The organism is Cesiribacter andamanensis AMV16 (assembly GCF_000348925.1).
GTDB lineage: Bacteria > Bacteroidota > Bacteroidia > Cytophagales > Cyclobacteriaceae > Cesiribacter > Cesiribacter andamanensis.
In genome coordinates, this window is record NZ_AODQ01000072.1 from 1 (window position 1) to 22,871 (window position 22,871).

Below are 22,871 nucleotides of genomic sequence, written 5' to 3' on the forward strand. Positions count from 1 at the left end.
GTAGGCTGTCATTTCGACCAGCGGGAGAAATCCTGGAAATTTACCAGTAAAGAGTTGTCTTATCCAAGATCTCTCCCGCTGGTCGAGATGACAGCGTTCCTTTAAGTTTTTGGGCTAAAATACTGTAACATGAGCATGTTCAAACCATTTAGAAAATTCGGGATGACTCATGTTTCTTTTTATAGATATGATGGATTGCCCGATGCTCCGTTTCCGTGGGTAAGGGTTCACCTACCCCTGACCAACCACCCCAGCGGCGGTTGATCAGGGGCGAAATGGGTAGCCCCTACCACACAATGGGCTCCAAGCCCTGCTGTGCCAGGTAGTCATTGGTCTTTTTAAAGTGCTTATTCCCAAAAAAGCCCCTGTTGGCAGCAAAGGGGGAAGGATGGGCCGATTTCAGCACCAGGTGTTTGCTCTCATCAATGATGGCTCCCTTCTTTTGGGCATAGGCCCCCCAGAGCAAAAAGACCAGCCCCTTTTTCTCCCGGGAGAGCAGCTCTATGACGGCATCGGTAAATTCTTCCCAGCCCTTTTTCTGATGGCTGCCCGGCTGGTGGGCCCGCACCGTAAGGGTGGCATTGAGCAATAGCACCCCCTGATCGGCCCAGCGCTCCAGGTTGCCTGTGGGAGGAATGGGGGTACCAAATTCATCGCTGACCTCTTTATAGATGTTTTGCAGTGAGGGGGGTGTGGCCACCCCATCGGCTACTGAAAATGCCAGTCCATTGGCCTGGCCGGGATTATGGTACGGATCCTGCCCTAAAATCACTACCTTTACCCCCTCAAAGGCACAGTGGGCAAAGGCGTTGAAAATGAGCGGGCCGGGGGGATAGACGGTATGCGTTTTATATTCCTGGCGGACAAACGCTGTTAGCTCCCGGAAGTAGGGTTTTTGAAATTCATTTTGTAACTTATCCTTCCAGGATGAGGCAATTTTTACATCCATGTCGATGTTAGTCTTTTAGAAAGATTTGTTCGGCGATCGAACTCTTTTCACCGTATAGTAAGTAATTTAAGCAAAAAGCGCAAGAATGGTTTCGGAAGTTACCCAAGGGGTGAAGGTAAGCGTGGAAACCGAGTATCAGCCCGAATACTCCAGCCCGGGGCAGATGCATTTCGTGTTTACGTACCGGATCACCATCGAAAATAATAGCCAGTATACCGTGCAGCTGCTGCGGCGGCAGTGGTTTATCCACGATGCCAACAACACCAACCGGGAAGTGGAAGGAGAAGGCGTAGTAGGCCAGCAACCCGTACTGGAGGCCGGCCAGAGCCATACCTACGTTTCTGGCTGCAACCTCAAATCCGGCATCGGCAAAATGTTTGGCACCTACCTGATGGAGCGGGTCCTGGATGGGAAGAAGTTTCGGGTCAAGATCCCGGAATTCACCATGATCGCCCCCTTCAAACTCAACTAAGCGCATTCCGGTGCAGCTCTCCCAGAAACTGTTTCAGGCCAGCGCCTGGCTGCGCTACTGGCTGGAAGCTGTTAACGAGCACTCCCTGCATGCCCCCTTTGTCTATCAGCTTTACCGGGAAGTGATTCGCCCACAGGGCCCGTCCCTGCCTGCTGTAGAACAGCTGCGGCGGGAGCTGCTGGAGTCGGGCGAGTGGCTACAGCTGCAGGAGATGGGGGCTGGCTCAAGCCTTACCACAAACAACAAGCGCCCTGTAGCCAGCATTGCCCGCCATAGCCTTACCCCTGCCCGCTTTAGCCAGCTACTCTATCGCCTGCTGCAGTTTACCCAGGCCCAAACGGTGCTGGAGCTGGGCACTTCCCTGGGGCTTAACAGTCTGTACATGGCAGCAGCCATCCCTGCCGGCACCCTCTATACCATAGAAGGATGTCCGCAGACTGCCGCCCTGGCCCGCCGGCATGTTGAGCTGCAGCAGGTCACCAACATTCAGCTCCTGACCGGCAATATCGATCAGCAATTGCCGCAGCTACTTGCCCAGGCCTCCCCTCAACTAGACCTGGCCTACCTGGATGCCAACCATACCTATGAGGCCACGCTCCGCTATTTTGGCTGGTTGCTTCCCCATCTGCACCCTCAGTCGGTAGTGGTGGTAGATGATATTCACTGGTCGGCCGGCATGCAGCAGGCCTGGCAGGAGCTGTGCCGCCACCCCTCGGTTACCCTTAGCCTTGATCTGTATGAGGCCGGTCTGCTTTTTTTCCGTCCGGGCATGCAGGCGCAGCAGTATGTACTGGAGTATTAAGCCAGTAGTACAAGCGCCTGCTAAAGCTGAGGCGTCCAGTAGCTGCTTGCTGGTGCTAGCCTACAGGTTAGCAAATTCACTACAAGCCCTGAGCAACACCCTATCACCGGACCATCCGGATCCAGACCTCCCGCCCCGCCCGGGGTTTAATGGAGTTATAACAGGAGCTGATGCTTACATGGCTGAAGTGGGGCTCAAAGTAGGCCCGATACTCCTGTTCCTCTCCGCCAAAGGGGGGATGTTCGCTATTGAGGGGTACATTGAACAACACCCCCACCAGCTTGCCGCCCGGCTTCAGCAGGCGGGCAGCCTGCCGGGCATAGGCCGGCCGTTGCGAGGGGTGCAGGGCACAGAAAAAGGTTTGCTCCACAATCAGGTCCCACTGGCCCTCCAGGGCAAAAAAATCGGCCTGCAGCAGGTGCTGAGCCGGAAAATCCGGATTGCGCTCCTGAAATTTTTGCAGGGGAATAGCCGATAGATCCAGCAGGTACACCTGGGTGAATCCCTGCCGGTGCAGGTACTCGGCCTCCCAGCCACTGCCCCCGCCCGGGATCAGGATGCGCAGCGAGCGGTCTTCCAGCTGATCGAAATAGGTCTTCAGGGGGGTGGTAATGGCCCCGGCATCCCACTGGGTTTGTCCCTGCTGGTAGCGGGAAGTCCAGTAATTTTCATTGAAAACTGACATGGAAGAGAAAATTTTTTTTGATATTTGTCTGTTGAATTATTTCAGCGGAACCAAACAATATTTCTTTTCATTTCTCATTCTTAAGCAAACTATTCGCAAACCAATATGGCTGAGAACACAAGTAAAAGCTCAGGGAAAAATACCAAAACGCTGATCATTGCAATCATAGCCCTGCTGCTTATCATCAACGGTGTGGTCTACTACATGGACTACCGGGAGAAACAGGAAATGAAAGCCGAGATCGCCAGCAAAGATACCGAACTGGCCGATACCTATCGTCGCCTGGATGAAATGAGCACCGAACTGGACAAGCGCATTGCCGAAATTGAAAGCCTGGGAGGAAATGTAGAAGAACTGGAACGTGCCAAAGCCGAGCTGGAAGCCGAGAAGCAGCAGCTGCAGCGCTCCGGCGAAATTGCCCGCCGCCGCCTGAACGAAGTAAACGCCAAGGTGAAGGGCTACGAAGAGCTGCTTCGGGACAAAGATGCCGAGATTGGACGCCTGCGCTCGCTCAGCGACTCGCTCTACGCCGAAAACACCACGCTTAAAACTACCCAGAACAAGCTCTCCGACTCTGTTCGCAGCATTAACCAGAACCGCCAGGAGCTGACCAAAAAGGTAGAGATTGCCTCTCGCCTCAAAGCCGAAAACATCAAGGTGGCCGCTGTAAACAAGCGTGGCAAAGAGCGCGAAGGTGAGTTCCGGGATGGCCAGATCGACAAGCTGAAGGTTACCTTTAACCTGGCCGATAACCCCGTTGCCCCTATCCAGAGCAAAGCCATTATGTTGCGCGTGATTGATCCCAACGGCAATGTGCTCTTTGACGTAGCCACCGGCTCAGGTACCATGATGATTGGCGGCCGCGAAGAATTCTACACCGGCCAGCAGGAGATTCTCTTTGACAACACCCGCCAGCAGCTGACCTTCACCTATGACAAGGGCAGCGATTACGACGAGGGCGTTTACAATGTAGAACTATATGCCGACGGCTACATGATTGGCCAGGAGAAATTCCGGGTAAAATAAGCCCAACAAGACCTTTTCACACCCAAAGCTCTGCCTGCTGGCAGAGCTTTTTTTTTGCACTATGGCATTGCATTACGGATTATTTTCAATAATTTTGCACCTCATTACAAATTTTCTAGTAGTATGTTAAAACAATACGAGACGGTATTCATCTTAAATCCCGTTTTATCTGAGACCCAGGTAAAGGATGCTGTCGACAAGTTCAGAGCTGTATTGACTAACGGCGGAGCCGAACTTGTAAACGAAGAGCAGTGGGGCCTGCGCAAGCTGGCCTACCCGATCCAACACAAAACCACCGGCTTCTATATTCTTTTTGAATATCTGGCGCCTACCAATCTGATCAACACCCTGGAAGTAGAGTTCCGCCGCGACGAAACCGTAATGCGCTTCCTGACCGTTGCCCTGGACAAGCATGGCATCGAGTTCAATCAGAGAAGAAAGAAAGGTGATTTCAACAAAAAAGACAAAGAAGTTAAGGAGGAGCAAGCCTAATGACACTGCAGAACGAACCCATCCAGCGTAACGAAAACCGCAAGAAATACTGCCGTTTCAAGCGCCATGGCATCAAATACATCGACTATAAAGATGCTAACTTCCTGCTGAAATTCGTAAACGAGCAAGGCAAACTGCTGCCCAGCCGCATTACCGGTACCAGCGAGAAATTCCAGAAGAAAGTGGCTACTGCCGTTAAGCGTGCCCGCCACCTGGCCCTGCTTCCTTACGTAACCGATTCGCTGAAATAAATAGCTGTTTGTTGCCTGTAGTTCTAGCGCTGTCCCCCCTCGGTGCAGGCTGTTACCGCCGGCAATACCTAGCCATCAATCAAAAAGAGCATGGAAATCATCCTGAAAACAGATATTAAAGGCCTCGGTTACCGCAATGATCGTGTAACCGTTAAGCCTGGTTATGCACGCAATTACCTTATTCCACAAGGTTTTGCCGTAATGGCCACCAGCAGTGCCCTCAAGCAGCGCGATGAGAACATCAAGCAGGTTGCGCACAAAGCTGAAAAGATCAAAACCGAAGCTGAGAACAAAGCCAACCAGCTGGACGGCCTTAAACTGAGCATCCCTGCCAAAGCAGGCGAAACCGGTAAGATCTTTGGTGCTGTTACTACCCACCAGATCTCAGAAGCCCTTAAGGCTAAAGGTATAGATGTAGACCGCAAGCAAATCTCCATCAAAGGCGATGTAAAAAGCCTTGGCGAGTATGTTGCCGAAGTGGATCTGCACAAAGATGTGAAGAAAGATGTAGCCTTTGAAGTAGTTGCTGAATAAGCGCTCCACTTTTTAAGGTAAACAGGTATATGAAAAGGCGCTCCGCAAGGGCGCCTTTTTTGTATTTCAGCCTACCACTCCCCTTCCCTACTAAGCCTAAAACTTGCTACCTTAGCAGCCATGCAAGCCCTCCGGACCGAAATAACCCCCTCCCCACCCCCCTTCCGGCTTAGCCTGCAGGGGCCCCTGCTGTCGGTGGGCTCCTGCTTTGCCGATGTGATCGGGCAGCGGCTGCAGGCAGCTAAGTTCACCACCCTGGCCAACCCCTTTGGCACCCTCTTCCACCCCCTGCCCATGATCCGTCTGCTGCACATGGCCCTTCAGCAGGAACTACCCCCTGACGAAAGCTACCTGCAGTTTCAGGAACGCTGGCTCAATTACCTGCTGCACTCCTCGCTGCATGCCGGCAGCCGGCAGCAGCTGGAAGCCGTCATTGCAGAGCGTCTGGCACAGGTACGCCGGCACCTGCAGGTGGGACAGGCCCTGCTGCTGACGCTGGGTACTTCTTTTTTGTATGAAGTAAAGCAGCTCCATCTGCCCGTAGCCAACTGCCACAAACAACCGCAAGGGGCGTTTAGCAAACGCCTTACCCCTACCCAAGAAATGTTGGAAGCGCTGCAACGCCTCTGGCAGCTGCTGCGGCAGCACAATCCGGACCTGAAACTGGTCCTAACGGTTAGCCCCGTACGCCACCTCAAAGATGGGCTGGAACAAAATGCCCTTAGCAAGGCCCAGCTGCGCCTGCTCTGCCACCAGCTGGCCCAGCAGCATCCCCAGGAGATCTACTACTTTCCCAGCTACGAGCTGCTGCTGGACGATCTGCGGGATTACCGCTTCTACGCCTCCGACCTGCTGCACCCCAGCCCCCTGGCCGAGCAGTATGTATGGGAAAAATTTACCGCCTGCCTGCTGGATGACGAGGCCCGGGCTTTTCTGAAGGAATGGACCCCTCTGCAGCAGTCGCTGGCCCATCGTCCCTTTAATCCAACATCTGCCGCCCATCGGCAGTTCTTAGAAAATACCCTTCGCAAACTGCAGGCGCTGCCCAAGGGGGTAGATGTATCTGCCGAACTAAACCAGCTGCTGCAGCAGCTTCACACATGAGCCAGCCTACCAACCGCCTTAGCCAGAGCAGCAGCCCCTATCTGCTGTCAGCATCAGCACAATCCCGTAGACTGGTACCCCTGGGGGGAAGAAGCCCTGCAAAAGGCCCGGCAGGAGAACAAGCCCATTCTGCTAAGCATTGGCTACTCGGCCTGCCACTGGTGCCATGTGATGGAGCATGAAAGCTTCGGGAATGAGGGGGTGGCCCGCCTTATGAACGAGCATTTTGTTCCCATTAAGCTGGACCGGGAAGAGCGGCCCGATATTGACCAGATCTACATGGATGCCATACAGGCCATGGGCCTACAGGGCGGCTGGCCGCTCAATGTGTTTCTTACCCCTGCGCAAAAACCATTCTACGGAGGCACTTACTTTCCCCGCCAGCAATGGGAGCAGCTGCTCCAAAATATAGCCGACGCCTGGGCCAAAAACCGCCCGGCGCTGGAAGAATCGTCCGAGAAGTTTGCCGATGCCCTCTCCGCCTCAGATGTGGAGCGCTTTCGGCTGCAGCAGCACCCCCTGCAGATCACCCGGCTAAAGCTGGAGCACCTGTTTAGCAGCTTTCAGAAAAAATTCGATACCAAACGGGGCGGCCTGCAGGGAGCGCCCAAATTCCCCATGCCCAGCCACTGGCAGTTTCTGCTGCACCTGCAGCTGGCCAGCGGCGAACAAAAAAGCGTTGGATCAGGCCGTACGCACCCTGCGGGAAATGGCCTGGGGCGGACTCTACGACCAGCTGGGCGGCGGCTTTGCCCGCTACTCGGTAGATGCTGAATGGTTTGTACCCACTTTGAAAAAATGCTCTATGACAATGGCCAGCTCCTGAGCCTCTATGCCAATGCCTATGCCGCCACCAAAGACGCCCTCTTTCAGCAGGTAGTGGAGCAGACCATTGGCTGGGCCGAGCGGGAAATGCGCAGTCCCGAAGGGGGGTTCTACTGCGCCCTGGATGCCGACAGCGAAGGCGAGGAAGGCAAGTTCTACGTCTGGACCCTGGAAGAGCTGGAAGCGGCCCTGGGCGCAGAAGCCGAGCTCTTCATCGACTACTTCAATGCCACCGAAGGGGGTAACTGGGAAGGCAAGAACATCCTGTTCGTGCGCCAGTCGCCGGACGATTTTGCCAGGGCCTACGAGCTGGATCCCGAAGAATTTAAACAGGCCCTGCAGGAGGCCCGCCAAAAGCTGCTGCACCAGCGCAGCACCCGCGTGCGTCCCGGCCTGGATGATAAGGTGCTGGCCGCCTGGAACGGCATGATGCTCAGCGGTCTCTGCGATGCCTATGCCGCTCTGGGCGAGGCCCGCTACCTGGAGCTGGCCCGCCAAAACGCCGCCTTTATCGAAAAGCACCTGCTGCAGGGAAGCCGGCTGCGGCGCAACCAAAAGGCCGGTACAGCTCCTTCGCCCGCTTTTCTGGACGATTATGCCTTTGTAATTGGCGGCTGGCTGCGGCTCTATGAGGTGAGTTTTGAGGAAAAATGGCTGCAGCTGGCCCGGCGCCTGTGCACCTACTGCCTGCAGGAGTTTTGGGATGAAGAAGAAGGCCTGTTTTTTTACACCGCCAGCAGCAGCGAAGGGCTCATTGCCCGCAAGAAAGAACTCTTTGATAATGTGATCCCCTCGTCTAACAGCCAGATGGCCCACAACCTGTACCGGCTGGGCCTACTGCTGGAGCAGGAGGACTGGACCAGCAGGGCCCGGGATATGGTCTCCCGCATGGAGCGGCTGATCCTCACCGAACCGCAGTACCTAAGTCACTGGGCCGGCCTCTACCTGCACATGGCCTATCCCACGGCAGAGGTGGCTATCAGCGGCCCCGGCTATCAGCAAAAGGCCAGCGAGCTGCACCGGTACTACCTGCCCAATAAAGTAGTAGCCGCCGCCGGGCAGGAGAGCTCCCTGCCCCTGCTGCAGCAGCGCCTGCCCCGGGAGGGCACTACCCTGCTGTATTTGTGCTATAACAAGGCCTGCCAGCAGCCTGTGGCCTCGGTAAGCGAGGCCCTGGTGCAGCTAAAGCAAGCCATAAACCTGGCCTAGTTCTTTACCTCTTTTGCGCTTTTGTTTAATACAGTGATCTATATGCGGGAAGATTTTCATTTAGATAAAATAGATAGCTTCTGGGACTGGTTCAGCGCTCAGGAAGAACATACCCGCCAGGTGCTGGAGGGGCGCTCGGAGCAGGCGCAGGAAGCCCTGGTGCAGGCCTTCAACAACCAGGTGCTGGCCCTGGGCCTGTTTACCTGGGAGCTGGGCCGGGGGCAGCGCCGCCCCTTTTACTTCACCATCTCGCCCAATGGCAGCCGGGAGCTGCTGGAGCACAGCCGCCAACTTATGGAGGCAGCCCCCCGGCTGCCCCAATGGGAGTTTCACCATGCCAAGCCCCCGCAGGAGTGGGACCTAAAATTCAGGCTCTATGATGAAGACTACAACGAGCGGGATGTGGATGCCTCCAGGTGGAAGTTTCGCCTGCAGGAGCATCCGCAAGGGGGTGCCCTTATTCTGCTTGAGGCTGCCAACATTGGCCATCTGGATGGAGAAACCAAACTCACCGCCACCGAGCAGGTGGTCATGAGCCTGCTGGGCGAAGAGCAGAAGATCCTGCATGTGGCCGAGATCCGGATCCTGACCCAACTAAGCAGCGGCAGCACCCCCATCCAGCAGCTCCGGGAACGATTTGAAGCTTTTTTATTTTAACCCCTTCTGGAGTTCTACTATTCCCTCAGCTAAACATGCGCTTTCTCCTACTCCTCCTGTTAGGCTCCTTCTGGTCCCTTACGCTCCCTGCGCAGACCAGCGCCTCACTGCTTACATGGCAGCAGATTGGAGGCTTAGCCCCTACCCCTGCCGACACTACTATTTACTATGGGCCGGATTCGTTGCAATATGCCCAGCTGCGGCTGCCCGCAAGGCAAGGGGCGACACCCGGTGGCTGTTGTGGTGCACGGAGGCTGCTGGCTCAACCAGTATAGCCTCCAGTACATGACCCACCTGAGTGAAGCCCTCACCAAGAGGGGGTTTGCCACCTGGACGCTGGAGTTCAGGCGCGTGGGCGATGCTGGCGGCGGATGGCCCGGCACGCTGCAGGATGTAGCCCTGGGCACCGACTTCCTGCGCCAGCTGGCCAAAACATACCCCCTTGATCTGGGAGAGGTACTGGTGATCGGCCACTCGGCAGGCGGACATCTGGCCCTCTGGCTGGCTGCCCGTACGCAATTGCCCGTAAGCAGCCTACTCTACACGCCTGACCCCCTGCCCCTGAAGGGGGTGGTGGCCCTTGCCGGCATTGCCGACCTGGCTACCTATAGTAGCGAAGCGGGTAGCTGCAATGCTGCTGTAGAAAAGCTTATGGGTGGCCTGCCAGCAGCACATCCCGAGCGCTATGCTCAGGCCTCCCCGGCAGAGCTGCTCCCTGTGGGAGTTCCGCAGCGCCTGTTGCAGGGAGCCGCTGACCCCATTGTGCCGGTGCGCCAGGCCACTGCCTACACAGCGGCCGCCACGGCTGCTGGTGATGATGCCCGGATGGTGCTGATCCCCGAAGCCGGCCATTTTGATCTGGTTGCCCCCTTCTCTCCGGTCTGGTCCCAGGTAGAAGCAGCCTGCCTCTCCCTACTGTCCGGCAAAAAGCAACGCCAGCTGGCCAAAAAGCACCCCGCTACCAGCAGGTAGGGAGTAGCAAAGGGAGTACCCTCTCCAAGGATCATTCCATAGAGGAGCTGGCGTTACCACTCCTGCCACGAATTACCCGTGGCAGGAGTAAGCGGCTAATATGCTACTTTTACTCTATGGCCTGCCAGTACCTCCTTCTTCTTCCTCCACCAGGGGCTTATGTGTACTGCAAGGCTTCTCCTTTTCCAGAAAAGAATACGAACCTGGACATTGCAGGAATGTGAGCGTACGGAAACTATCATTTCCTAATTTAATGTTGTAACTTTGAATTAGAAGCCTGGCCTATGAGAACCATCAAGACCCTACATACTGCGGAATACGCCCCCATTGCCGATCTGAAAACCCATTCGCCCCTTCCCAGCAGAAGCCTGCAACAGATCGACCCCTTTTTGTTTCTGAACCACCACGGGCCGCAAACCTATCTGCCGAACAACAGGGGCCTTCCCTTTGGACCACACCCCCACCGGGGCATGGAAACGGTAACCTTTATCCTGGAGGGCGACATCATGCATAAGGACAGCGGCGGGCATGAAAGCATCATTTCGGCCGGTGGGGTGCAGTGGATGACGGCCGGTCGGGGGCTGATCCATGCCGAAGTTTCCTCGCCACAGTTCAAAAAAGAAGGGGGCCCGCTGGAGATCCTGCAGCTTTGGCTAAACCTGCCAGCCAGGCACAAAATGACAGCGCCTTTTTACCGGGGCCTTCAGCAGGCGGAAATTCCCAGCCTGGCACTTGATGGGGGCAGGGTACAGCTAAACCTGATTGCCGGCAGCTGGGAAGGGCAACAGGCTGCCTTTCAGCCCAAAACAGATGTTTTCCTCAGCACAGTGGCCTTTAAGGAAGGGGCAAGCTATCCCTTAGGGTCCCGCAGGAGCGCAATCTGTTCTTCTACATCATCCGAGGCCGGCTGCAGGTAAATGGCACATCCGCCGGGGAGCTGCAGCTGGTTGAGTTTGCCAATGATGATGAGCAGCTGCACATAGAGGCCGAAGCAGAGAGCCTGCTACTCCTGGGCCATGCCCTACCCTTTCAGGAGCCGGTGGTAGCCCGTGGACCCTTTGTCATGAACAGCGAGCAGGAGATCATGGAAGCCTACCGGGACTACCAGCAGGGCAAGTTTGGCAGCTGGAGCTAGGGGGCTTATCCCTTTATCGACAGAAGTCCAGTGGAAGCATTACGGCCTGCTCCTAAAATGAGCGTGTTTTTGACTACGGCTGAAAAATTATGACCCGCAAGCGAAACTGCCCTGTTCCGATGGCGTAGAGAAAGAAATGAACAGCATCCCGGCTTTTGCTTCTATTACCCGCTTCTCTGTTGGCCGCTTTACCGGTCGGCAGCTGGTAAGCCCTGCTGCTCATTCCATCCTGCAGTTGCCAGGGAGATAGGTCCCTATGCAGCGCTGCTTCTAGTCTGCCTTCCCTTCTGCTCTCCTCCCCTATCCAGTAGTGCCAGACGATGAACTGGTAGCCAGCTACAGGCTCCAAGAGTATCCTTGAAAAATTAATCAGGCCTCCTGTGGAATTTACCACCGGGGATATGCAAACTAGTCCGTAACTTCAGACCGCTTTGGACCGAAAATTAAAAAATAGAATCATTCTGGTATTGGGAGCGCTCTCGGCGCTGGGCCCGTTTACCATCGACATGTACCTGCCGGGCTTTCCGGCCATTGCTGCCGACCTCAACACCAGCATTGCCCGGGTAGGCCTGTCGCTTACCAGTTACTTTATCGGCATATCGGTAGGGCAGCTCTTTTATGGCCCGCTGGTAGACCGCTATGGGCGCAAAAAGCCCCTGCTGGCCGGCTTGCTCATGTACATTGTCGCAGCCATTGGCTGTGCGCTATCCCCTACGGTAGACTGGCTCATCTGGCAGCGGCTGCTGCTGGCCCTGGGCGGCTGTGCCGGTATTGTGGCCAGCCGGGCCATGGTGCGGGACCTGTTTCCTACCAATGAAACCGCCCGGGTGTTTTCTACCCTGATCCTGATCATGGGGGTAGCGCCCATTATTGCCCCTACCATAGGAGGCTATGTAACGGCTCACTTTGGCTGGCGCATTATTTTTTATGTGCTGGTGGGCATTGCCGCCCTGCTATTTGTGCTGGTCTACCGCTTTTTACCCGAGAGCAAACAGCCGGACCCCTCCATTTCCCTGCGGCCCCTGCGGGTATTGCAGGAGTATGGGCAGGTAGTGCGGGAGCCCGAGTTTCTGGCCTATGCTTTTGCGGGCAGCATTGCGTTTGCCGGCCTGTTTGCCTATATCTCGGGCTCGCCCTTTGTGTTTATGGAGTACTTTCAGCTGTCGGAAACCTGGTATGGCTGGTTGTTTGGCCTGAATGCCTTTGGCTTTATCCTGGGCAGCCAGATCAACCGCCTCTGGCTCCGGTACCGCTCGGCAGCACAAATTTCCCGCCGGGCCGTATGGGCACAGGCTGCTGCCGGTCTGGCGCTGGCGGCCGGCAGCCTGTTAGGCCTGCTGAGCACTACCAGCAGCCTGGCACTGATCTTTATTTATATGTTCTTTATTGGCTTTATTGCCCCCAATGCCACGGCGCTGGCGCTAAAACCGTTTACCCGCTTTGCCGGCAGCGCCTCTGCTCTGCTGGGCAGCCTGCAGATGCTCACAGGCGCCCTGGCTTCCGGCCTGGTGAGCTACCTGCACAACGGCACTCCCATGCCCATGGCCTTTATCATGGCAGGCGGCGCCAGCCTGTCGCTGCTTATTTTGCTGGGGTACAGGCACAAAGAACGACGGGCGCTGGCCGCTGCCTAAAGGTCCTGTCGCCTCTACCTGATACCGTATTTTTCAGGGGGCTGTCCGGCTGCGGACAGCCCTTTTTATTTTCGGCCAATCCCAGAAATAAAGGGGGATAGCGCGCAGTAGGGCGCACTTATTTGCTAACTTATGCCAGCTAATTTACACCCTTAACATACGATACGCTATGGCTGGTATCTCTACCAACACGCACCCCTCTACCGCTGCCGAAGCGGGCATGCCCATTGCCCGAAGTTACACCGGACCCCTGGTAGTAGTTACGCTCCTCTTTTTCATGTGGGGCTTTATCACCTGCATGAATGACATCCTCATCCCTAAACTGCAGCAGGTGTTTGAGCTGCAGCTGTGGCAGGCCATGCTGATCCAGACGGCCTTTTTTGGAGCCTATTTCATTGTTTCCCTTTTGTACTTCATCGTATCGGTACAGCAGGGCGATCCCATCATGAAGATCGGCTATAAAAACGGCATTATTGTAGGCCTGGTGGTAGCTGCGGTGGGCTGCGCCCTCTTCTTTCCGGCTGCCAGCCTGGCCAGTTATGGCTTCTTTCTGGGAGCCCTCTTTGTACTGGCCTCGGGCATTACCATTCTGCAAATTGCGGCCAACCCGTATGTAGCCATTCTGGGCCCGCCGCAAACGGCTTCCAGCCGGCTTAACCTCACCCAGGCGCTCAACTCCTTTGGCACCACCATTGCCCCCCTGCTGGGCGGCTATCTGATCTTTGAGGGAGTAGCGGGTGCAGCTGCCAGCAGCGGGGCAGAATCGGTAAAGATCCCTTACCTGGCCCTGGCCGCTACCCTTCTGCTCATAGCGGTGCTGTTTAAAGCCTTTCGCCTGCCCAGGTTGCACAGTGCAGGCACTGTAGTAGCCGGCAGCGGGGCGCTCAAGTACCGGCACCTGGTGCTGGGCATGATCTGTATCTTTGCCTATGTGGGCGGCGAGGTAGCCGTAGGCAGTGCTTTTATCAACTTTGCCCGCCTGCCGGAAATTGCCGGGCTGGAGGAGTTGGAGGCCAGCCAGTTTCTGGCCTTTTACTGGGGCGGTGCCATGATCGGCCGCTTCTTTGGCGCAGTGGCTCTGTCCAGCTTCAAAAACAACCTGCATCGTTTTCTCATTATTGGCCTGATTGGCTGTATCGCCTTCCTGACCGTGTATTACTTTATGGGGCTGGACCTGGCCCTGATCGCCCTGGGGCTGATTGTGCTGAATGTGGTGGTTTTGCTGCTGGGAGGCTATATTCCAAGCCGTACCCTGGGGCTGTTTGCGGCTACGGTTATCCTGTTGCTGGTTGTGGCCATCTTTACCCAGGGCCAGCTGGCCATGTGGTCCATCATTGGCATTGGCCTGTTCAACTCCATCATGTTCCCGACCATCTTTACGCTGGCCATTGACGGGCTGGGCAAGTACACCAGCCAGGCCTCATCCCTGCTGGTAATGGCCATTGTAGGGGGCGCCATCATCCCACCCCTGCAGGGGGCTGTGGCCGACATTAGCGGCAACCTGCAGCTATCATTCCTGATTCCGCTGCTGTGCTATGCCTACATCGCCTACTATGGCTTTGCAGGCTATAAGCCAAAAACAGACCCATCTGCTGTCTGAAATACAAAAAGCAAAACCAGGCATTTGTAAAAGAACAGCCTCCGGTCCGACACCGGAGGCTTTTTTTATCCTAAATGTGCTACCCTAATAGTTTTATTCCATCTGGTCTTCTGGCTGGGGAGCCGGTCCATTTTGCTTAACAACTGATGGACTATAGCAGTTACAGTCTCACTACCACAACTGCAACACCCATGGAACAGGAACAAACCCCTTTATTGAAAGACTATAGCATAGAAGAGCGCGGTGCCTATTTTGCCGCCCTGGCCACCATTGCTTCTGCTGATGGCACTGCCTCGGCCGAAGAGCTGGAATTTCTGCAGCTGATGGCCGAGGCTGCCGAACTGCCCGAAAACATGCACGAAGAACTGGTGTATGTAGCCAGAAACCCCAGCCAGCTAAACCTCCAAAAATGCCTGGACATCCTCAAAACCAGTCCCCTGCGCTTTTCCTTTATCACCGACATCATCAGCTTTGCCAAGGCAGACGGGCAGTACACCGCCCAGGAAAAAAAGCACATTGAAGACATGGCTGCTTACCTGGACATCAACCAGAAGCAGTTCAGCATCCTGGATACCTATGTAAGCAAGGCAAATGAAGCGCCGCAGGAGGGAGAAGACCCTACCTCACAATCCTTTTTAAACAAGCATGGACTAACGGATATGTTCAAGAATGCGGGCATCTCCCCTCAAATGGTTACGGGCATCTTAGGGGTAGCAGCGCCCCTGCTCATTGCCGGCATGTTAAGGGGTGGGCGTGGTCGCAGGGGCGGTATGATGGGTGGCGGTATGATGGGCGGTGGCCTTGGCGGCTTATTGGGCGGCCTGCTGGGCGGTGGCATGATGGCCGGCGGCATGCGCCGTGGCGGCCTGGGCTCGCTTGCCAGTGTACTGGGCGGCCTCAACGGCCGGCGTGGCTACAGCAGCATGGGCTCCGGGGGCCTGGGGTCTCTCCTGGGAGGTATTTTGGGCGGCGGCCGCAAAAAGGGGTGGTAGCGGCAGAGGATAAAACACGCCCCCTGTCCCTATCTCCATTCCTTAGTCCCTTCTGAAATATGGACCCGGATCAGTTTCTCAAGTGCATCTACCACCTGTAGCTCGGTTCTGCCCCCCTGCCGCCTGGCCTGCTCCAGCTGCTTTTGAAGATGTTTGTGGTTAAAAGCACGCACATACGCCTTGCGGGCGGGCCCTTCCTGCATGCTTTCCAGCGCCAGGGCCGCCAGGGTGCTGAGGCTTTCGGACAGGCCTTCGATCTCTTTCAATACTGGGGATCGGGCAATCAGGGGCTTCATGGCCGCATGGTTGGCTTTCCACTTTTCCAGCCAGTTCAGGATCTCGGCTCGGGCAGCAGGATCTTTTGTAGCCAGGTAGCGATCCACCACTTCTCTGAAGCGGCGGGCATCGGGCGCATCGGCCGTGGCGGCATCGGCAAAGAGGGTAAAGGGCGAGTAGGTCTTATAGAGCGTACCGTTGGTGTTGCGGGTATAGCCCTTGAGGGGTTCCACCACCCCTACCAGCGTTTGCAGGGGGCCAATATCGCGGCTGCCGGCCAGGTTGCGCAAGATCACCCCCTGGTTGCGCAGGTGCTGCAGGCCAAGCCGCTCCAGCTGGAGGCTGATGGGCTCCAGCCTGCGGTACATATCGGCCACATCCCGCACCTCCCGCGGCGACCAGAAGCGCTCGGCTATGGCCGCTGCCCGGGGCCAGATGCGGGAATCGATGGTCAGGTGGGTCACCAGTTCGCTCCACATGGTGGTTTCGCCACCCAGCACCCGGGCGGCTTCTTCCGGGCTAAGCCCGTGGCCTTCGGGCAGGGGGTCTACCAGGTAATGGTCCCTGGCCGGGTGCAGCAGGTCTATGTAGTAGCCGTTAGAAAGCAGGGTGGTATAGCCCTGGCGGGCGGCCGTTTCCAGCCCTTCCCGGCCCCGCCAGGAGTGGATTACGGCAGATTTGGGCAGTCCTTCTACCAGTATCTCATCCCAGCCCATCACTTTCTTGCCCTGCTGCTCCAGCCCTGCCATGATGCGTGTATTGAAATAGGTTTGCAGGGCATGCTTGTCGGCCAGGCCGTTTTTCTTCATAAAGGCCTGTATCTGCGGGTTGGCCGCCCAGTGCCGGCCTTCGTTCTCATCACCCCCTATGTGAAAGTAGGCATCGGGAAAGAGGGCGGCCATTTCGGCAAAGAAGGCGTTCAGGACCTCGTACGTTTTTTCGTTGGTGGGGTCCAGGGTAGGATCAAACACTCCGGAGTTGCGCTCCAATTCTGCGGGAGCCGGCCCGCTGCCCAGTTCCGGAAAGGCTACCAGCCAGCTGGTGGCATGGCCCGGCACATCAAACTCGGGCACTACGCGGATGCCCCGCTCGCCCGCATAGGCAATGATCTCCCGCATTTGCTCCTGGGTGAAATACTCGCCCTCGGAGGCCCGCTCGTGCAGCTGCGGAAACAGCTTGCTTTCCATGCGAAAGCCCTGGTCATCGCTCAGGTGCAGGTGCAGCACATTGAGTTTTACGGCTTCCATGCCATCCAGATTTCGCTTGAGCACATCCATGGGCTGAAAGTGCCGGGCCACATCGATCATCAGCCCCCGCCAGGGAAAGCGGGGGCTGTCCTGGATGCGCAGTGCAGGGAAGTAGTAGCCCTCCTCATCGGCCTGCACCAGCTGCAGCAGGGTTTGCAGGCCCCGGAGCACCCCCAGTTCCGTAGGGGCATCCAGCAAAATACCATCAGGGCGTATCTGCAGGCTATAGGACTCATCCTCGTGCAGGCGAAGTTCCCCCTTCCGGGCGCTTCTGATGCGCATGGGGGCAGCTGTCTGGGCGTCTGTGACGGGCCACTTCTGCTGTAGGAATAAGCCGGTTTGCGCATCCAGCCGGCGCAGAAAGCGTTCGCCAGCCCGCAGCAGGCGCTCACTAGCCTCTCCCTCCAGGGCAATGCCAAACTCCCTGCTGAGCCGGTAGTTTCCCTGCTCCAGGCTTAGTTGCGCCGGCAGGGGCATCAGGGCAAGAGTTGGGTGAACAGCCGGCTGCGCCTGTGCAGCAACAGGCAGGAGCAACAGCAGACAGCCAAGCAGACAAAGGCGCAACGAACGGGACATAGCAGCAAAGGGGGTTTAAAAAGGTAATATAGTGTAGGAATGTGGGGATGCAAAACAAAACACTCACCCCCTTTGGGCAGTCTACTACATAGGACCAATCTACTACAGCCATGAAACCGTTAGCCCTCCCCCTTGTGGCAAGTCTTCTGCTCGTATCTGGCGCCTGCCAGCAGCCTTTTACCGCTTCCGACGAAAACGAAGTCCCTGTAGTAGCAAGTGCCATTCCTGAGCCCCGCGGCCGTGTGAATGACTATGAAGGGGTACTTACGGAAGAAGAAGAAAACGAGCTGGCGGCCATTATTGAGGCCTTTGAAGAACGCACAGGCAATAAAATCCTGGTCATTACCATCCGCAGCAGAGGCCCCTACGAATCGCTTCAGGACTACAGCTCAGCGCTTGGCCAAGCCTGGAACCTGCGCAACGACACCAATGCCATTGCCATCGTGCTCAGCAGAAACCTGCGCGAAGTATGGGTGGCCTATGAGATTGGCGGGCGCACCACCATCTCGGAACTGGAGGCACTGCGCATAGCCGATAATGTAATGGTGCCTTATTTTGCTGACAACCGCTACTTTACCGGTCTGCGGCAGGGTCTGATCGAGATTACGGGCAGCTGGGGACAATAGGCGCTGAAAACAAAAAAAGCTGCCCGGGTGGGGCAGCGCTTTTTGTCTATCTGCAGAACGGCTACTCCCTTAGCGGGTACCAATCCAGCTGAACTCATACTCCAGTTCAGGTACCTTCATACGCTCAGCAATGCGGGTTAGGCGGGCAGGCAGGGCCAGCAGGTACTCGCGTGCCTGTTCTCCATTATCCTGTAGCCCCCCAATGTTTTCAATATCCCACTCTTTCAGCAGCCGGTTCAGGATCTGAATATAGTCGTGGGTAGTATACACCCCCAGGCGCTGGGCGGCATTGGCGAAGTGATCAAAGGTTTTGCCAATGCGCACCCCGGTTTCGCGCAGCAGGTGGGCCGGCATCACAATTTTCTTGCGCATCATGTCTTCAAAGGCCAGCATCATTTCATTGGGGTCGGCCTCAAAGATTTTGCTGACAAATGACTGGTAGGCCCGGGCATGGCGCATCTCATCACCGGCTATGATGCCGCAGATGCGGGACAGATCGGCCACATCGGCTTTTTTGGCCAGCGCGCCTACCCGGCCATGCGAAAGATTGGTGGCCAGCTCCTGAAAGCTGGTGTATACAAAGCTGCGGTAAGGGTCGCCGGCCGTCTGCAGGTCAAAGCCATCGGCTATGAGGTACTGGGTAGACACTTCCATCTCCCGCATGTTCACCCTACCGGAGAGGTAGAGGTACTTGTTCAGCAGATCGCCGTGGCGGTTTTCTTCGGCGGTCCAGGAGCGGATCCAGCGCATCCAGGGGCTTTCTTCGTCTTTGCGGAGCCCGTCAATGCTCACCAGCCAGGATTCATAGGTGGGCAGGGCTTCTTCCGTAATGGTATCGCCGATCAGCACGGCCCAAAAGTCATAGCTGAGCTCTCGGGCCCGCTCCTGCAGTTCCTTCACCTGATCAAAGAAATCTCCCTGGCGGGAATCGGGCAATAGGTCTGCAGGCTGCCAGTTGGTCTCAATCGACTTCAGGAATTTCTCAATAACCGCTTCCACATGCGGCTCGAGGTGTTGCATCACTTCCGTTCGGCTGTAGGCCTGTACCAAATTCGTATTGCTCATCTTCTGTGATATAGTGATCGTTAACGTTCTTCTTTCTTTTTGGCCCCATCCCACCCTTTGAACACCACCCCCTTCTGGGGAAGAAAAAGGGGCGCTGCGGATTATTGCTGCCTGCCAGGGAATAGTGCAGGAGAGTATAGGCCGAAGCTCAGCACTGAACCTGATGAATCAGATCTGGCTAAACGGACCAACATACGCCTTTTCCCGGGAGAAACCTAGCCCGCAGCTACCGGCTGGCATGCGTTTTTTCAGCAGAAAAATATCCCGGACCAGCACCTTCGGCCTTGTATTTAAAAAAAAGGGGCAACTACCAGGAGCTTATTAGCAGGCCTCTCTCCTTCCTGCGGTTCTGGGTTTCCTGGCCCTTCTATCCTATAGACAAATGCAAGCATGCAGCTGTGACAGAATTCGCAGACTATCTTTTGCATCAGAAAAATCCTGTTCTCAGAATTGCCTCCCGCCTGGGCTATGGCAGCACGGGCTGCTATTGTAAAACAAGCTGCATCCGCCAAACGGTGGAGGTATGGAAACCAAAAGGGACGCACCAAGTGGAAAGCGCAGGCCGGACAGACGCCCGCTGGGAGCTACGGAACGGACAGTATCAGCTCCAGAAGATGGGGGATTTTAAGGGTTTGGAGTGTACGCCAGACAGTCTCTCGATATGAGCACAGCCTGGTAGAACAACCAGCAGATTCCTGGAATTATAACGCTGGTGCAGCCCCTAGCCCCAGAACCGGGCGCCTGTAGGAGTAGCGGCTAAGCATGTGAACCCATTTTGGTTACTCCTGGGCCTCCGGCATCGCCTGGTTAACGGTCCGGATGCTTCACATATTCGTCAATGGCCTCAGCCGCATTCCGCCCATCGGCTATGGCCCAGACTACCAGCGACTGCCCCCGGTAGGCATCACCCGCCGCAAACACCCCTTCAACACTGGTTTGCCAATTGTGCAGAGCAAAAGTATGCCGTTTGTCCAGCGCCAGGGGATATTCCTGCAAGAAGGCATCATGCTCCGGACGTTCATAGCCAATGGCAATCAGGGCCAGATCGCAGGGCAGGATGCGTTCACTGCCCGGTATTTCAGTATAGGCAGCGGGGCTTTTCCATGCCAGCTCTACTACCTTAAGGCCTGTAACCTGCCCCTGCTCATTGCCTACAAATTCTTTGGTAAGCCAGCCCCAGCTGCGCTCACAGCCTTCTTCATGTGAGCTGGAGGTGCTCAGCAGCATGGGCATTTCGGGCCAGGGATTGTCCGGACTACGCTCCAGTGCAGGCATGGGCCGGTACTGCAGCTGGGTGACCGAATGGGCAAACTGCCGGTTGGCCGTACCCACACAATCGGAGCCGGTGTCTCCTCCGCCAATCACAAGCACATGCTTTCCTTCTGCATAAAGGTCCGCATCGGGCGCAATGGGCTGCCCGGCTATGCGCTTGTTGTGCAGGCTGAGGTACTCCATGGCAAAGTGCACCCCCTTGAGCCCACTGCCCGGGATGCCAAGGGGGCGGGGCTTGCTGGCCCCAATGCAGAGCAGCACCGCATCATACTCCTGCCTGAGCTGGCTAAGGAGCAGGTCTTTCCCAATCTCTACCCCATAGCGAAACTGGATGCCCTCCTGCTCCAGCAGGGCCAGCCGGCGATCGATGAGCCACTTTTCCAGCTTAAAGTCAGGGATGCCATAGCGCAACAGGCCACCGGCCTTGTCGGACCGTTCAAATACCACTACCTGGTGTCCCAGCTGGTTTAGCTGGGCTGCAGCGGCCAGTCCAGCAGGGCCGGAGCCTACTACTGCTATGCGCCTGCCTGTGCGGGTAAGGGGAGGCCTGGCCTGCATCAGGCCCAATTCAAAGGCTTTTTCGGCAATGGTCTTTTCAATATGCTCAATGGCAACAGCCGGTTTATTGATGGAAAGCACACAGCTTGCCTCGCAGGGCGCCGGGCAGATGCGGCCGGTAAATTCCGGAAAGGTATTGGTGCGCATCAACAGGCGGGCGGCTTTTTCCCATTCTCCTTCGGCTACGGCCTCATTAAAATCCGGTATCAGGTTGCCCAGCGGGCAGCCCTGGTGGCAGAAGGGCACGCCGCAATCCATACAGCGGGAGGCCTGGAGCCGGGTTTTTTCTTCCGGAAACGGCAGGTAGATCTCGCGGGAGTCCAGGATGCGCTCCTGGGGTGGGCGCTGGGGGGGTAGCTCCCGCGGATGCACCATAAAGTTGGTTTCTTTTCCCATTAGGCAACAATTTTAAGGGGTGAGGCTGGCGGGGCCTGCAGCACCCGTTTGAGGTCATAGGGCATTAGTTTGCGGAAGTGGTGTTGCTGCATCTCCCACTCCTGCACAAGCTGGCGGGCACGCTCACTGCCCGTAAGGCGCAGGTGCTCCTGCAGTTTCTGCAGGATCCAGGCCAGGTCATCACAGTCGGGCTGCTCCAGGGCTACCATGTCAGGATTGTACTGGTTGGGGAGCTGCTCGTATGGATCCCATACATAAGCCATACCGCCACTCATGCCGGCGGCCAGGTTTTTTCCCACCTCGCCCAGGATCAGCACCTTGCCGCCTGTCATATACTCGCAGCCGTGGTCGCCAATGCCCTCCACCACCGCCTCGGCGCCGGAATTGCGCACGGCAAAACGCTCGCCGGCCATGCCATTGATGTAGGCGCTGCCAGCGGTAGCCCCATAAAGGGCCACATTGCCGCAAATGATGTGTTCATGGGCTTTATAGCGGCTTTCGGCAAAAGGCTGCAGCACCAGCTGGCCACCGGAGAGGCCCTTGCCCAGGTAATCATTGGCCTCGCCCAGCAGCTGAAAGCGGATGCCGGGCGCCAGAAAGGCCCCGAAGCTCTGGCCGGCAGAGCCCTGAAATACGGCTCTGAAACTGCCCTCGGGCATTCCCTTTTTACCCCAGATGCGCGATACCTGGTAGGAGAGCATGCTGCCTACTGAGCGGTTGGTGTTGTGAATAGGGTACTGCAGCAGGCCGGCTTTTTCCTGCATCAGGTCCCGGATCAGCTGCTGGTCCAGCACCCCCTCAAGCTCATGATCCTGCTGGTGCTGCTGGTAAATGCCAACACCTTCGGCGGCGGTTTCCTGATGCAACAGGGGGCTAAGGTCCAGTTTTTGCACCTTCCAGTGCCGGACATCCTCCCGCAGCTTGAGCAAATGGCTCTGGCCCACCATTTCATGAAGGCTGCGCATGCCCAGCGAAGCCATTACTTCCCGGAGCTCTTCGGCCATAAAGGTGAAGAAAGTAACCAGATCTTCGGGCCGGCCGGTAAAGAGCCTGCGCAGCTCGGGATTTTGGGTGGCGATGCCGACAGGACAGGTGTTGAGGTGGCACTTGCGCATCATCACACAGCCTTCCACAATAAGGGCAGCCGTGCTGATGCCCCACTCTTCGGCCCCCAGCAAGGTAGCCACGGCCAGGTCATAGCCCGTCATGAGCTTGCCATCCGTCTGCAGCACCACGCGGCTGCGCAGGCCGTTTTTTACCAGTGTCTGCTGGGCTTCGGCCAGCCCCAATTCCCAGGGCAGGCCGGCATGCCGAATGGAGCTGAGGGGGCTGGCACCCGTGCCCCCATCGGCCCCTGAGATCAGAATGGCATCGGCTTTGGCCTTGGCCACTCCTGCGGCAATGGTACCCACCCCGGCCTCCGCCACCAGTTTTACATTAATGCGGGCCCGGTGGTTGGCATTCTTAAGGTCGTAGATCAGCTGTTTGAGGTCTTCGATGGAATAAATGTCGTGGT

Annotated in this window: 23 protein-coding genes; 17 read left to right on the forward strand and 6 right to left on the reverse strand. The window is 56.6% G+C overall.

The window, feature by feature from the left end:
- Positions 1-286: 286 nt before the first annotated feature.
- Positions 287-949, reverse strand: a complete 663-nt coding sequence (ung, locus tag ADICEAN_RS13185; protein WP_009196117.1) for a uracil-DNA glycosylase — start codon at positions 947-949, stop codon at positions 287-289.
- An 85-nt stretch (positions 950-1,034) separates the two neighbouring features.
- Here ung and apaG point away from each other — a divergent pair, with 85 nt between their 5' ends.
- Positions 1,035-1,421 (forward strand): Co2+/Mg2+ efflux protein ApaG, encoded by a 387-nt coding sequence (gene apaG / locus ADICEAN_RS13190; RefSeq protein ID WP_009187262.1) that lies wholly within the window; start codon positions 1,035-1,037, stop codon positions 1,419-1,421.
- A gap of 10 nt (positions 1,422-1,431) precedes the next feature.
- Complete coding sequence (locus tag ADICEAN_RS13195; RefSeq protein ID WP_009196118.1) at positions 1,432-2,223, forward strand: O-methyltransferase; 792 nt, start codon at positions 1,432-1,434, stop codon at positions 2,221-2,223.
- Positions 2,224-2,326: 103 nt separating this feature from the next.
- Here ADICEAN_RS13195 and ADICEAN_RS13200 read toward each other — a convergent pair whose 3' ends face one another.
- Complete coding sequence (locus ADICEAN_RS13200) at positions 2,327-2,908, reverse strand: methyltransferase domain-containing protein (RefSeq protein WP_009196119.1); 582 nt, start codon at positions 2,906-2,908, stop codon at positions 2,327-2,329.
- A gap of 105 nt (positions 2,909-3,013) precedes the next feature.
- On the opposite strand from ADICEAN_RS13200, the gene ADICEAN_RS13205 reads away from it, so the two are divergent.
- The 14 genes from ADICEAN_RS13205 to ADICEAN_RS13265 all read left to right on the forward strand — a co-directional run bounded on the left by ADICEAN_RS13205 (position 3,014) and on the right by ADICEAN_RS13265 (position 15,339).
- Positions 3,014-3,934, forward strand: coding sequence for a hypothetical protein (locus tag ADICEAN_RS13205; protein WP_009196120.1), 921 nt, complete (start codon positions 3,014-3,016; stop codon positions 3,932-3,934).
- A gap of 123 nt (positions 3,935-4,057) precedes the next feature.
- A complete protein-coding gene (gene rpsF, locus ADICEAN_RS13210; RefSeq protein ID WP_009196121.1) occupies positions 4,058-4,426 on the forward strand; it encodes a 30S ribosomal protein S6 in 369 nt (122 codons plus the stop codon).
- Positions 4,426-4,677 carry a 30S ribosomal protein S18 gene (gene rpsR / locus ADICEAN_RS13215; protein ID WP_009196122.1) on the forward strand — a complete coding sequence of 84 codons (252 nt, stop codon included), beginning with the start codon at positions 4,426-4,428 and terminating at the stop codon, positions 4,675-4,677. The genes rpsF and rpsR overlap by 1 nt, the downstream gene beginning before the upstream one ends.
- A gap of 90 nt (positions 4,678-4,767) precedes the next feature.
- Entirely contained in the window at positions 4,768-5,211 is a 444-nt protein-coding gene (gene rplI, locus ADICEAN_RS13220) for a 50S ribosomal protein L9 (protein ID WP_009196123.1), read from the forward strand.
- Positions 5,212-5,331: 120 nt separating this feature from the next.
- Positions 5,332-6,315 carry a GSCFA domain-containing protein gene (locus ADICEAN_RS13225; RefSeq protein WP_009196124.1) on the forward strand — a complete coding sequence of 328 codons (984 nt, stop codon included), beginning with the start codon at positions 5,332-5,334 and terminating at the stop codon, positions 6,313-6,315.
- A 39-nt stretch (positions 6,316-6,354) separates the two neighbouring features.
- Positions 6,355-7,089, forward strand: coding sequence for a thioredoxin domain-containing protein (locus tag ADICEAN_RS23725; protein ID WP_316928528.1), 735 nt, complete (start codon positions 6,355-6,357; stop codon positions 7,087-7,089).
- Positions 7,090-8,349, forward strand: a complete 1,260-nt coding sequence (locus tag ADICEAN_RS23730) for a thioredoxin domain-containing protein (protein ID WP_316928527.1) — start codon at positions 7,090-7,092, stop codon at positions 8,347-8,349.
- Between the two features lie 21 nt (positions 8,350-8,370).
- Complete coding sequence (locus ADICEAN_RS13235) at positions 8,371-9,006, forward strand: hypothetical protein (RefSeq protein WP_040397177.1); 636 nt, start codon at positions 8,371-8,373, stop codon at positions 9,004-9,006.
- A gap of 168 nt (positions 9,007-9,174) precedes the next feature.
- Positions 9,175-9,978, forward strand: coding sequence for an alpha/beta hydrolase family protein (locus ADICEAN_RS13240; RefSeq protein WP_201766029.1), 804 nt, complete (start codon positions 9,175-9,177; stop codon positions 9,976-9,978).
- 284 nt (positions 9,979-10,262) lie between these two features.
- Positions 10,263-10,895, forward strand: a complete 633-nt coding sequence (locus tag ADICEAN_RS13245) for a pirin family protein (protein ID WP_009196129.1) — start codon at positions 10,263-10,265, stop codon at positions 10,893-10,895.
- On the forward strand, positions 10,886-11,113 hold the full coding sequence (locus tag ADICEAN_RS23735; RefSeq protein ID WP_316928529.1) for a pirin-like C-terminal cupin domain-containing protein: 228 nt from the start codon (positions 10,886-10,888) through the stop codon (positions 11,111-11,113). Before ADICEAN_RS13245 ends, ADICEAN_RS23735 begins: the two co-directional genes overlap by 10 nt.
- Before the next feature lie 431 nt (positions 11,114-11,544).
- A complete protein-coding gene (locus tag ADICEAN_RS13255) occupies positions 11,545-12,747 on the forward strand; it encodes a multidrug effflux MFS transporter (protein ID WP_040397181.1) in 1,203 nt (400 codons plus the stop codon).
- A 169-nt stretch (positions 12,748-12,916) separates the two neighbouring features.
- Entirely contained in the window at positions 12,917-14,347 is a 1,431-nt protein-coding gene (locus ADICEAN_RS13260) for a sugar MFS transporter (protein ID WP_009196131.1), read from the forward strand.
- 191 nt (positions 14,348-14,538) lie between these two features.
- On the forward strand, positions 14,539-15,339 hold the full coding sequence (locus tag ADICEAN_RS13265; protein WP_009196132.1) for a tellurite resistance TerB family protein: 801 nt from the start codon (positions 14,539-14,541) through the stop codon (positions 15,337-15,339).
- A 29-nt stretch (positions 15,340-15,368) separates the two neighbouring features.
- On the opposite strand, the gene ADICEAN_RS13270 is transcribed toward ADICEAN_RS13265, so the two are convergent.
- Positions 15,369-17,438 (reverse strand): beta-N-acetylhexosaminidase, encoded by a 2,070-nt coding sequence (locus tag ADICEAN_RS13270; protein ID WP_009196133.1) that lies wholly within the window; start codon positions 17,436-17,438, stop codon positions 15,369-15,371.
- 110 nt (positions 17,439-17,548) lie between these two features.
- On the opposite strand from ADICEAN_RS13270, the gene ADICEAN_RS13275 reads away from it, so the two are divergent.
- Complete coding sequence (locus ADICEAN_RS13275) at positions 17,549-18,064, forward strand: TPM domain-containing protein (RefSeq protein ID WP_009196134.1); 516 nt, start codon at positions 17,549-17,551, stop codon at positions 18,062-18,064.
- 69 nt (positions 18,065-18,133) lie between these two features.
- Here the strand turns inward: ADICEAN_RS13275 and ADICEAN_RS13280 are convergent, their stop codons facing one another.
- From ADICEAN_RS13280 to ADICEAN_RS13295, 3 genes are all read right to left on the reverse strand, one after another.
- Complete coding sequence (locus tag ADICEAN_RS13280) at positions 18,134-19,129, reverse strand: acyl-ACP desaturase (protein WP_009196135.1); 996 nt, start codon at positions 19,127-19,129, stop codon at positions 18,134-18,136.
- An 807-nt stretch (positions 19,130-19,936) separates the two neighbouring features.
- A complete protein-coding gene (locus tag ADICEAN_RS13290; protein WP_009196136.1) occupies positions 19,937-21,355 on the reverse strand; it encodes a glutamate synthase subunit beta in 1,419 nt (472 codons plus the stop codon).
- The coding region (locus ADICEAN_RS13295; RefSeq protein ID WP_040397185.1) for a GltB/FmdC/FwdC-like GXGXG domain-containing protein at positions 21,355-22,871 on the reverse strand (1,517 nt) is incomplete at its 5' end. The genes ADICEAN_RS13295 and ADICEAN_RS13290, both read right to left, overlap by 1 nt.